This is a genomic window from Streptomyces sp. SID11385, from assembly GCF_010548245.1.
Taxonomy (GTDB): Bacteria; Actinomycetota; Actinomycetes; order Streptomycetales; family Streptomycetaceae; genus Streptomyces.
Window position 1 is genome coordinate 1 of the sequence record NZ_JAAGLR010000216.1, and the last position, 6,445, is coordinate 6,445.

Annotated in this window: 3 protein-coding genes and 1 pseudogene; 2 read left to right on the plus strand and 2 right to left on the minus strand. The window is 73.7% G+C overall.

The window, feature by feature from the left end:
- Window positions 1–2,563, plus strand: a 2,563-nt coding sequence (locus G3I42_RS06655) for an ABC transporter substrate-binding protein (protein ID WP_239096299.1), incomplete at its 5' end; no start/stop codon positions are given.
- Between the two features lie 393 nt (window positions 2,564–2,956).
- Here the strand turns inward: G3I42_RS06655 and G3I42_RS06660 are convergent.
- Window positions 2,957–3,997: pseudogene (locus G3I42_RS06660) on the minus strand (mechanosensitive ion channel domain-containing protein); the annotation flags it as partial.
- Between the two features lie 80 nt (window positions 3,998–4,077).
- Between G3I42_RS06660 and G3I42_RS06665 the strand changes: the two are divergent.
- Complete coding sequence (locus tag G3I42_RS06665; RefSeq protein ID WP_164283284.1) at window positions 4,078–4,647, plus strand: dienelactone hydrolase family protein; 570 nt, start codon at window positions 4,078–4,080, stop codon at window positions 4,645–4,647.
- Window positions 4,648–4,660: 13 nt separating this feature from the next.
- Here G3I42_RS06665 and G3I42_RS06670 read toward each other — a convergent pair.
- On the minus strand, window positions 4,661–6,445 hold a 1,785-nt coding region (locus G3I42_RS06670), incomplete at its 5' end, for a vWA domain-containing protein (RefSeq protein ID WP_164283286.1).

Below are 6,445 nucleotides of genomic sequence, written 5' to 3' on the forward strand. Positions count from 1 at the left end.
CGTCGACGCGGCCGCCGAGCGGCGCGCGCTCGTCGAGCAACTCGCCCGCCAGCGCTGGCGGCCCCGCTCCGCGCACCGCCGCGACTCGCTCGGCGAACGGCTCAGCGAGGCCGGTACCGCGGGGCTCCTCGCCGCCGTGCTCGCCGTGCTCACCGCCGTCCTGCCGCTCTTCGAGGCGCCCATCGCCTTCTCCGTCGCCTGCGGCCTCCTCATGCTGCTCGCCGTGCTCTACTTCGTGCCCGTGGGCCGGGCCCCGCTCCTGCTGTGGATGCGCAGGGAGAGCCGCTGGTTCCTCACCACGACCTTCCTGCTGCCCGTGCAGGGCCGCCAGTCGTACGAGGCCGGGCTGCTCCACCCCTTCCGCTCCTGGCGCTCCGTCACCGACCGGGCCGCCGACGTCGCGGGTTCGCTGCGGGAAGGGGGCAACGCGCAGCTCCAGCTGCACGTGCTGGCGCTCCTGGAGGACCTGCGCGACGCGCACCGGCGCTGGAGCTGGGACCTGCGCGGCTTCAAACGGCTGCGGCCCCCCGTGCTCTTCCTGCGCCGGGCTGACGCGCACGACGGCGGGATCGCGCTGCTCCAGGCGATCAGCGACGTACGGACCGTACGCAGCGAACTCGACCCGCTGCTCGTCGTCGCCTCGGTGGACGCGGCCGACGTGGAGGGGCTCGACCGCCAGCGCGAGCCGGAGCCGGTGGAGCGCCCGGCGCCGTACGACTTCGCGGACCGCCTGGCCCGGCTGCACGGGGACTGGGAGGGCGCGCTGCGGGCCCGGCAGTCGCCGAGTTCCTCCGGCACCGTGCCGTGGGCGCTGCGGATCGCCGTGCCGGCGGCGGAGCTGGAGCCGCCGGTGCAGCAGGTGCGCTGGTGCGAACGCGCCGCCGCGCGGCCCAGGGTGGCGCGGGTGCTGTGGTCGGCGTGGGCGGGGGTGGTGGTGCTCGGGGTGGCGGGCGGTTTTCTCGCCTGGTACCAGGTGCACCTGGACGACACGTACTGCCGCACCGGAGTGCTGAGCGCCGACCGGGACACCGTGCGCGAGGTGGACGAGGAGGGCACGGAGCAGTGCATCGGGATCTCCACGGGGGCGGTGCGCTTCTCGCAGACGTGGCGCGACGGGCGGCCCACGAAGCGGAAGGAGGGGGCGAAGGAGGAGCGGACCTGGTCGCTGGGTGATGCCGAGAAGCTCATCCGCCGGCAGAACGAGGACATCGGCAACGACTACTTCACCGTCGTCTACGCCGGGCCGCTCAACGCCCCGGCCGACGGGACCTTCTCGGCGACCAAGGGAACCGAGGAACTGGGCGGAGTGGCCCTCGCACAGGGCGAGTTCAACAAGAAGCACGGCCCGGACATGCGCGTACTGATCGCCAACGGCGGCGTCGACATGAGCCACCAGGTGGAGATGGCCGAGCGGATCGCCGCCTACGCCCGCAGGGACCCCACGGTCGTCGGTGTGGTGGGTCTCGGCCGCAGCCTCAAGACCACCAGCGACGCCGTCACGACCTTGCGGCACGCCGGGCTGCCGGTCGTCTCGGGCACGAACTCCGCACCCGGCATGCCCGCCGCGCACGACAACTGGTTCTCGCTCGCGGCCCCCGACGACTTCCAGGCACGGCAACTGGCCGTCATCGCCGAGCAGCTCGCGAAGGAGGGCAAGACCCGTGCGCTGCTGCTCGCGCGAAGGACGAAGGGGACCGGGGACACGTACACGACGTCGCAGGCCGGGCAGTTCCGCAAGGCCCTCACCGACAAGGGCCCGCTGACTCTGGTGGGCAGCTCCGACTACACCCTCGACGGCCCCGTCCCCGTCCCCGACACCGGGAACCTGGAACAGGCCTGCGTCGACCACGACTTCGACGTCCTGCTCTTCGCGGGCCGGGCCGAGGACCTCGAAGCGGTGGCCGACGCGCTGAGCCGCAAGTGCGCCGGGACGGAGGACGGGAAGCGGAGGCCGATGGCGATCATCACCGGGGACGACGTGTCGAAGGTGAAGTTCACCGCCACCGACCCGGACGGGACCAACCCGCCCGACGAGCCCACTCTGCCCAGCCGGATCACCGTCTACCACAGCACCCTCACCGACCTGCGGTACCAGGAGGAGGAGGACGGCGGGGCGAACGGCGAGAAGAACAGCACCTCGTGGTTCTTCACCCACGCGGCCGGCGAACTGCTCCACGGCACCGCGCCCCTGGAGGCCACCGACGCGGCGGTGCGCAGCGGTCAGGCGGCACTCGCGCGCGACGCGACCATGGCCCTCGGCTACGCGGCGACCAAGGCGGGCGGGAAGGACCTGCGCACCGGCCCGCAGACCTGGCTGAAACTGGCCTCGCTGGACGAGGACGCGCAGGTCACAGGGACGATCGATTTCCGTAACCGGTGGTCCTTCGACGAGGAGGGCGACCTCGGCATCCCGGAGAATCACGGCATCGCCCTGTGGCGCGTCGAGGCGGACGGGGTGCCCGTCCGCCTGTGCGGGCGGCCGAGCGGTTTCACGACAGAACTCACCGCCGACGACTGCGACATCCACACGAAGCCGCCCGCCCAGGAGGGACGCGGGGACTGAGCCCCGTGTCCCCGCCGCCTTCCTCCGTTCCCCCCTTCCGCACGCGAGCCCGGTCCTTCCCGGTCATCCCCGCCGCCTCGACCCGGGCCCCACGTCGTGGTGGCGGGGGTCCGGGGCGCTGGGGTGGGGGCGTTGCGGGGCGTGGTCGCGGGCGCCGCGGCCGTAGTGGGCGGGGGAGTGGACGGCGCGGTCCGTGCGCGGGGAGGACTCATCCTCCCGGGCGGCGTCCGCGTCCGGGGCGGGTACGGTCTCGTCCTCCGCGCGGAGCGCGCTCTCCGCCTCCGGGGGGAGTTCGTGGCCGTCCTCGCGCAGGGGGTAGTCCGCCGCGTTGTTGCTGTGCACCTCGTCCGGGCTCGGCTGCGTGTCCTTCTTGCGCAGGTCGGGGGCCGGGGCCGGGGGCTCGGCGGCGGGGACCGTGGCGACGCTCGGGAGGGCGTAGGGGTGGTGGGCGCTGAGCCAGGCGATGAGCCGTTCGCGGACCACGACCCGTACGGTCCAGATGTCGTCCGCGTCCTTCGCCGTGACCACGGCCCGTACCTCGATCGTCGTCGGCGTCGTGTCCGTCACGGCGAGGCTCCAGTCGCGGCCGTCCCACGCCGGGCAGTCGGCGAGGATGCGCCGCAGCTCCTCGCGCATGAGCGGGACGGGCGCCGAGTGGTCGAGCTGGAAGAAGACGGTGCCGGACATCTGCGCGCCGCCGCGCGACCAGTTCTCGAAGGGCCGCGAGGTGAAGTACGAGACCGGCATCGTGATGCGCCGCTCGTCCCACGTACGCACCGCGAGGAACGTCAGCGTGACCTCCTCCACGACGCCCCACTCGCCGTCCACGACCACGGTGTCCCCGATCCGGACCATGTCGCCGAAGGCGATCTGGAAACCCGAGAAGAGGTTGCCGAGCGTCGACTGCGCGGCGACACCCGCGACGATCCCGATGATCCCCGCCGAGGCGAGCACCGACTTCCCCGCCGTCCGCAGATCGGGAAACGTCATGAGCATCGAGGCGACCGCGATGACGATGACGAGGGCCGTGACGATCCGCATGATGAGCGTCATCTGCGTACGGACCCTGCGCACCCGCGCCGCGTCCCGCGTCACCGCCGCGTACCGCGCGTACGAGGACTCCAGGACCGTCGAGACGACCCGGACAAGGAGCCACGCCGTCGCCCCGATGAGGACGAGGGTCAGGATCAGCCCGATCGCCCCGTCGGAGCGCTCCACGACGCTCCAGGTGATCTCCCGGTAGCTGCCGCGCAGCAGCGCCGCGAGCAGCAGCATCTGCCAGGGCACCCGGCACTCGCGCAGCTTCTCCCACAGCGGGGTCTCGTTGTGCCGTACCGCCGCGCGCGCGAGCAGCCGGTCCGAGGCCCAGCCGAGGAACAGCGTGAGCAGGACGGAACCGCCGATCACGAGGACAGGGCGCAGGATGTCTTCCATGGGCGTCAAAGGTCTCCGGGTCTCGGTCGGCCCCCGGGGCCTGGCGCGTCCGGGTCGGGGGCGCTGGCAGGATGACCGTCATGGACATCCTGCTTTTTCACTCCGCCTACGGACTGCGACCGGCCGTGCACGAGGCGGCCGACCGGCTGCGGGCGGCCGGACACCAGGTGCGCGTGCCCGACCTGTACGAGGGGCAAACGGCGGGAACGGAGGAGGAGGCCGCCGAGCTGCGCGAATCGATCGGCAACGACCGCCTGCTGACCAGGGCCGTCAAGGCCGCCGCGCCCTACAGTGACAAAGGACTCGTCTACGCCGGTTTCTCCCTCGGCGGCGCCCTCGCGCAGAACCTCGCACTCGGTGACGAGAACGCCCGCGGTCTGCTCCTCCTGCACGGCACCTCGGATCTGCGCGAGGACGCGGCCGTCGACGACCTCCCCGTACAGCTGCACGTCGCCGACCCGGACCCGGCCGAGACGCACGAGTGGCTGAGCCTGTGGTACCCGCAGATGCGCCGCGCCGGCGCCGACGTCGAGATCTACCGCTACCCGGGCGCGGGACACCTCTACACCGACCCCGGCCTCCCGGACCACGACGCCGAAGCGGCCGAGGCGACGTGGCGGACGGCGCTCGCGTTCCTGGACAGCCTGTAGGCCGGTCCCGGTCTCAGCTGTAGCCCTGGACGAGGCGGGGGCCCGCCGGGTCGGGCGGGGGCGGCCCCTCGCGCCGCTCCCCGTCGTCCGCCCCGTCTGCGGCCCCCGCCTCGTGCTCCGGGGTGAGCGGCGGGCGGTCGAGTATCTCGGCCGCCTCCTCGAACACGGCGGTCAGGTTGCGGGTGAGCCCGAGCTGGAGCCGGGACCAGGCCACCTCGTCGTCGTCCTCGGGCGCGTACGTACCGGTGTGGCGCCGGATGATCTCCCCGGCGAGGCGGTTCCCCTTCGCGTACTTGGGGTCGTCGCGCCGGTGGTGGAGGTAGTTGCGCAGCTCGTGCAGCTCGGAGGTGCGCCCGTCGGCGAAGGGCGCGACGAGCCCGGGCAGGTCGAAGCGCGCGGGATCGTGCCGGTGCGGGCGGCGCAGCGCCTCGGGCAGCGGCTCGTTGAGGATCTTGTACGCGTGCGAGACCCACGCCGAGAAGGAGTCCAGGTCCCGCGCCCGCGACTCCAGGTGCCGCAGCCGGTCCCAGCCGGTGGGCGCCAGCAGGTGGTAGCCGAGCCGGGGCAGCGAGGTGCGCACCACCCTGCTGTACGCCTGGAGCAGCGCCTGCGCGAGCGCCCGCCACTCCTCGGCGGGGACCGTGCCCGCCCGCTCGGCCCGCACCGTGAGCCGCTGCCACGCCGTCGGCGGCTGGAGCGGCGGGAGCGGCCCCGAGCCCGGGGTGCCCACCGCCCGCTCCACGCCGCTGCCCAGCTCGGCGAAGTACCGCTCCAGGACCTCGACCCCGCCGATGCGCTGCCGGTCGCCGCCCGCCGCCGCGGCCAGCTCGCCGAGCAGCGCGTGGTTCGGGACCAGCCCCAGCGGTGGCTGCCTCGTCCACCTGCTGCCCCAGGCGGCGCGCTGGCCCAGCCACCACTGGTCGAAGTAGTCCGGGGCGCTGATCCCGACGGTGTGCAGGCGGATGCCGAGGCCGGTGTGCAGTTCCTCCATGAGCGCCACGGGGTCCTGCGTGCCCTGCACCGACTCGCCCGAGCGCTCCTCGGCGAACTGCGGCACGTGCGCCCCGTCGCTCACCAGGACGATGAGCCGTTCGTTGTCGGGGGAGCCGTAGCGGTGCAGGAGTTCGCCCGCGCGGTGCAGGGCCTGGCCGATGTCGGTGCCCTGGTCGCGGAAGTTGAGCAGGGTCACCGCCTGCCGCAGCCGCGTCGCCGCCGCCGCGTCCCCGACCTCCTCCATGCCCTCGTGCGGCGGGAAGACCGGCGCCGTCGCCACGTCGAACCGCAGCAGCGCGAAGCGGGTGCCCACCCCGGCGCCGTGCAGCATCCGGGCGTCGATCATCGCGTGCAGGGCGTCCTTGAGCGCCTCCATCCGGGTCAGCCGGGGCCGCCCGCGCCGCCCCGGGCGCCAGCGCACTTCCTCGGGGGCGGGAAGGTCGTCCACGCTCATCGACGAGCTGCTGTCGGCGAGCACCACGATGTCGACGCCCGCGCGGCTCCCGGGCGCGAAGAGCGTGAGCCGGGTGGTGCCCGACACCCGCAGCAGCCCGCGCAGCACCCCGCCGCCCGCGTCCAGCGCCCGGCGCACCCGGAACGGGGTGCCCGCCACGTCGAGCCACGTGTCGGGGCCCTCGTACCCGTGCACCAGGACGTGCCCGTCGAGGAGCGGGTCGTCCCGCAGGGCGCGCGCGGCGCGCGCGAGGTCCAGCGCGGCGGGCAGTTCGAGCTCCAGCGTGTCCACCGGTACGGCGGCCACGACGTCCACGGCCCACTCGCCGCCCGCGGCGAGCCCGTGCGCCCG